The sequence below is a fragment of the Candidatus Jordarchaeum sp. genome (genome assembly GCF_052745115.1).
Genome location: NZ_JBRAKS010000320.1, coordinates 1 through 4,338, shown reverse-complemented (window position 1 = coordinate 4,338; position 4,338 = coordinate 1). Strand labels below are relative to the sequence as shown.

The 4,338-nt window shown below is 38.3% G+C and carries 5 protein-coding genes; 3 read left to right on the top strand and 2 right to left on the bottom strand.

The features are described from left to right. Positions 1-139 precede the first annotated feature (139 nt). Positions 140-1,720 carry a hypothetical protein gene (locus tag ACUVXA_RS16950; protein WP_445872471.1) on the top strand — a complete coding sequence of 527 codons (1,581 nt, stop codon included), beginning with the start codon at positions 140-142 and terminating at the stop codon, positions 1,718-1,720. Further along, positions 1,713-1,952: a hypothetical protein gene (locus tag ACUVXA_RS16945; RefSeq protein WP_445872470.1), complete on the top strand. Its 240-nt coding sequence runs from the start codon at positions 1,713-1,715 to the stop codon at positions 1,950-1,952. Before ACUVXA_RS16950 ends, ACUVXA_RS16945 begins: the two co-directional genes overlap by 8 nt. A gap of 47 nt (positions 1,953-1,999) precedes the next feature. Here the strand turns inward: ACUVXA_RS16945 and ACUVXA_RS16940 are convergent, their stop codons facing one another. Together ACUVXA_RS16940 and ACUVXA_RS16935 are read right to left on the bottom strand one after the other, a co-directional pair. After that, on the bottom strand, positions 2,000-3,160 hold the full coding sequence (locus ACUVXA_RS16940) for a pyridoxal phosphate-dependent aminotransferase (protein WP_445872469.1): 1,161 nt from the start codon (positions 3,158-3,160) through the stop codon (positions 2,000-2,002). A gap of 150 nt (positions 3,161-3,310) precedes the next feature. Further along, the gene (locus ACUVXA_RS16935; protein ID WP_445872468.1) at positions 3,311-3,637 is read right to left on the bottom strand and encodes a Rieske (2Fe-2S) protein; all 327 of its coding nucleotides are present in this window, start codon (positions 3,635-3,637) and stop codon (positions 3,311-3,313) included. 175 nt (positions 3,638-3,812) lie between these two features. Between ACUVXA_RS16935 and ACUVXA_RS16930 the strand changes: the two genes are divergently transcribed. Next, entirely contained in the window at positions 3,813-4,301 is a 489-nt protein-coding gene (locus ACUVXA_RS16930) for a magnesium-dependent phosphatase-1 (protein WP_445872467.1), read from the top strand. Positions 4,302-4,338 lie beyond the last annotated feature (37 nt).

The window sequence follows — 4,338 nt, the reverse complement described above, 5'->3', positions numbered from 1 at the left end:
ACATCCTACCAATTAACAGCAAGGGGTGACAAATGTCCCTAACTTCTACAGATTTTTGCTATTAACCATAACTATTTATAAGAGTCGATATGAATATTGAGCAATAATTTCAGCTTAACATTTTGGGATGTGTTTTAGGATGCATATCAGAAATTACAGCTTAATACTTGCAGTGTCTGGAATAATGGTGGCAGTTGCTATTTTCTGGGGTTGGCCTTTTGAAGTTGCTGAAATAGGTGGGGGGCCGTCTATCCTCATTTATCTCATATTAATCATTGGAGTTGGTATTCCTGTAATTCTGGTTGAATTAGGTCTTGGTTCTTGGTCGAAATCGATTTTTCCAAAATCATTGAAGATGATAAATTCTAAGCTCGAATTTTTCGGCTGGTTCGCGGTAATAAACACCTTCTGGTTACTTATTGGGTTAAGCGCTATCCTCAGCTGGTCTGCAGGCTTTGCCTATTACTCATTGACCAGATTTTATCCCCTTACAAATTGGCTTAATCCTTTAGAGGGCAGTTTTGATTTTGTAAACTTTTTCTTTAATTTCGGTTCCTCTCTTTTACCAATGGTGGGTTTAGCGATAATATGGGTTTCAATTCTTCTTCTGTTGAAAACCTCCTGGGCTTCAAGAGTGAGGAGAATAGCTGTTAGAATAGTGTTACCTGCACTAGCCATTGTTTTGTTTATTATTTTTGCGTTAACTGTATTTCTTTCTGGTGGAGTAAATCCGGGTTTAAATTTTTATCTGGGTTTTGATCCCACAGTTTTTCTGAGTGGCTCGTCTTGGCGTACCCTGATTACGATTATGTTCTTTAATCAAGGAGCTGGACTGGGTGTCCTCAGCTTCTATTCTAGTAAAATTCCTAAAAGTGGTAATAACCTAACTTCCTCTTCGATCATTATTCCACTGTTAGGAACCGGATTAATTTTTCTCGGAGGTATGGTATTCTTTACTATGAACGGTGGAAGCGGATTGGTTGATCTATTCGGTTCTACAAGTTCCTTTCCAATGCGAATTCTCGGCTTCCCCGCTGCTCCCTTCTTAGGATGGTCGACTGGTTTCGCTATCATAGAGCGTGTGATGGGTCCCATAATTAGCAAAGGTTTGGCTTTCCTCTTCTACACCCTCATTTTTATTATTGGTGTAATAGGACTATCACTTATTATAGAACCTGTAAAGGAAACCTTGGAAACCAAGTTTAATTTTGGTAAAAGAAAATTTTTAGCAGCTTTTGTGGCCGTTGGATTCCTGGCCAGTATACCTTTCAGTTTGACCTCCATGTCACCGTGGGGTTTTTATCTAACATCGCTTTCCAACTGGTGGGTGGTGGGTTTTGGCCTGACCTCCGTGATTCTTGTAGAGTTGATCGCTGTAGGATGGATCTGGGGTGCAGATAACGCAATAGGCTACATTAACAATAACTCCCTGCTAAAAATTCCTAAATGGTTTAAATGGATTATTAAACTGGTGGCACCCGGTGTATGTATAATTGCTTTAATCATTGGAATTCTTGACACTTTATATGGCTACGTCTTTTACTCTTGGGGCTTTTTCTATCCCCTGATCTCATTTTGGCAAATGCTTTCACCTTGGTATGTGAATCTCAACTTCGTGTTTCTATTTTTAATTCCAGTCTGGCTGGCAAGCAACCTGGTCATAGCTTTCATTTTAACTAAAATAAGAGTTGAGAAGGAAGGGAGTAGAGAGAATGTTTGAGAGCATATTTTGGAAATTGGAAAAATACGGATCTCTAGGGGCCTGGATATTGATCTGCTCTTTTGCCGTGATAGGTTCCCTGTTAGCAGCTATATTAAAAATGTTTGGTTATCTTCATCCCTTCACTATAATATCTATAGTAGTTATCATAACAGTGATTCCTGGCGTTATCTTAGCTGTGTTATATTTAGATTATCTCAAAGAAATCAGTAACGCGTATGAGATAAGATAAAATAGGCTTCTTACCTTTCATTATTTCAAAAAGTTCTTATGATTAAATTATAATGAGTGTAGGAACTCTTCTAATTTTTTTATTCCTTCTCTTATGTCTTCCAGCGAAGCCGCGTAGCTTATTCTGAGATGTCCTTCCCCATTGCTTCCAAAAACCTTGCCGGGAGTAAGGCACACGCCCTTACTTTCCAATAATTTTTCTGCTACTTGAAAACTATCGTTAGAGTACTCTGAAATATTTGGAAAAACGTAGAACGCTCCTCTGGGCATAGGGCATGAGACTCCATCAATTTGGTTTAGAGCATTAACAATAACTTTCCTTCTCTTATCATATTCTTTCCTCATTTCTTCGACGCACTCTTGAGGTCCCCTAAGAGCCTCCACAGCGGCTTTCTGCACAAAGCTTGTGGCGCAAGTGGTTGAATTCTGTTGTATCCTGGACATTGCATCAACTATTTTCGGCGGTGCTACAGCATATCCTAGTCTCCAACCAGTCATGGAGTAGGTTTTGGAGAAGCCGTGAAAATACACCGTTTGTTCTCGCAGCTCTGGAAAGCTTAGAATACTGGTATTTTTGTAGGCATCATAGGTTAGAGAGTCGTAAATCTCATCCGAAAAAATGTAGAGTCCTTTTTCTGCCACTATATCCACAATCGTCTTCATTTCTTCCTTCCTTAGTGCACCGCCAGTGGGATTATTGGGAGAATTTATGATAATCACTTTAGTCTTCGGTGTTATGGCTTCTTTGATTTCCTCTTCATTAATGGAGTAGTCCTCCTCAAAAATCACTTCTTTAGGAATGCCTTCTGCCATATTTACGATGTCTTTGTAGCTGGGCCAAACCGGAACTGGTATCAAAACCTCATCGCCAGGATTTATTAAAGTTAAAGCAGCACAGAGAATGGAGTGTTTTCCACCTGGGGTCACCAAAACTTGATTGGGTTTGATCTCCGCTCCGGTTCTTCTTTCAATATCCCACGCTATTGCCTCGCGCAGTTCCGGTATTCCCTTGCTGCTCGTGTATTTTACAAATCCTTCATTCATCGCTTTTATGGCAGCGTCCTTAATATGCTGAGGGGTGTCGAAATCCGGTTCTCCAACCTCTAGGTGGATTACTTTTTGTCCTTTTTGTTCCCGCTCCTTGGCAATTTCCAGCATTCGGATTGTTCCAGAGCCAGAAATCTTTTTCATACGCTTAGATAGCTCCACGGCTTTTTCTCTCCTTCAGATAAGGAATTAGGGCTATATTTTAAACATTTTGTACAAAAATCAGTCTTAAACTTGTTTTTAAGCGAGTACTAAATTTTTAAAAAAGGGCTTGCAATAAAAAAGGAAAGTGAGTGAGAGCATTCCCTAAAATTAATCGGTTGATACCAGAATGTCCTTACCTTCAACTTTGACCTTGTAAGATGGTTCATCCTTGATCTTCGGACCGAGAGGTACTTTAGGGCCTGAAACAACTTTTCCACTGGTTACATCGAATGTAGCCTTGTGTCTAGGACAGGTAACTATATTACCAGATAAGGAGCCCTTAGAAAGATCTCCACCCCTATGTGTGCACTTGTTTACAATAGCGTAGTATTTGCCGTTTACATTGGTAATCAAAATTTCTTTTCCCTCAACCTTTACCATCTTCATTTTTCCAGTGGGAACTTCCGAGGTTTCAGCAACTTTTACAAATCCCAAATATTGTTCCTCCCAAAAATTCTTTTTAGATAATAATTAACACTAAAAAGCCCGAATATAAATAGATTATTATAGTAAAATTTTATCTAAGCATTAAGTAAAAATTTTTCACCAAAAAATTAAAAAAATTTAAACTTGAGCTGTTTTTACTAAACTCAAAACCCTGTGTGATTCTATGATTAAATTGGTAATCTTTGATGCTGATGAGACCCTATGGACGATTGATCGAGGATTTGCGAGTCTCTTGACTCCTCCTCTGAAAAGAACGGGATTAGATACACTTGTGGATGCTGAGGGTAAGAAATTACGGCTTTTTGGTGGAGTAAGAAATCTACTTAATAAACTAAGGGAGAAAGGAATACTGCTCTCTATTGCAAGCTCGAATCAGTATGACCCTAACATGGTTGAAGAATGTTTAAAGATTTTAGAAATTGACTTTTTCACCTACCCCCAAATAAACTATCGGGATAAAGGGCAGAATGTTAAAAATCTATTAAATTTAATCAACGAAAATCTAGGAGAAAACATCAATTTTGAGAATGTTATTTTTGTCGACGATAGTAGAGCACATATCTTTAATGTGAAAACTCTATGCCCTGGTATCACAGTTTTACACATTGGTTCAGATATCTCAGAGGTGACTGAAATTTTAAAATACATCTGATAAACTTTTTTATAAATAAAAAATTATTCAATATTAC

What these genes read in the sequence shown, in the direction of transcription:
- ACUVXA_RS16950 (WP_445872471.1), top strand. Translation starts at nt 140, where the DNA reads ATGCATATCAGAAATTACAGCTTAATACTTGCAGTGTCTGGAATAATG.
- ACUVXA_RS16945 (WP_445872470.1), top strand. Translation starts at nt 1,713, where the DNA reads ATGTTTGAGAGCATATTTTGGAAATTGGAAAAATACGGATCTCTAGGG.
- ACUVXA_RS16930 (WP_445872467.1), top strand. Translation starts at nt 3,813, where the DNA reads ATGATTAAATTGGTAATCTTTGATGCTGATGAGACCCTATGGACGATT.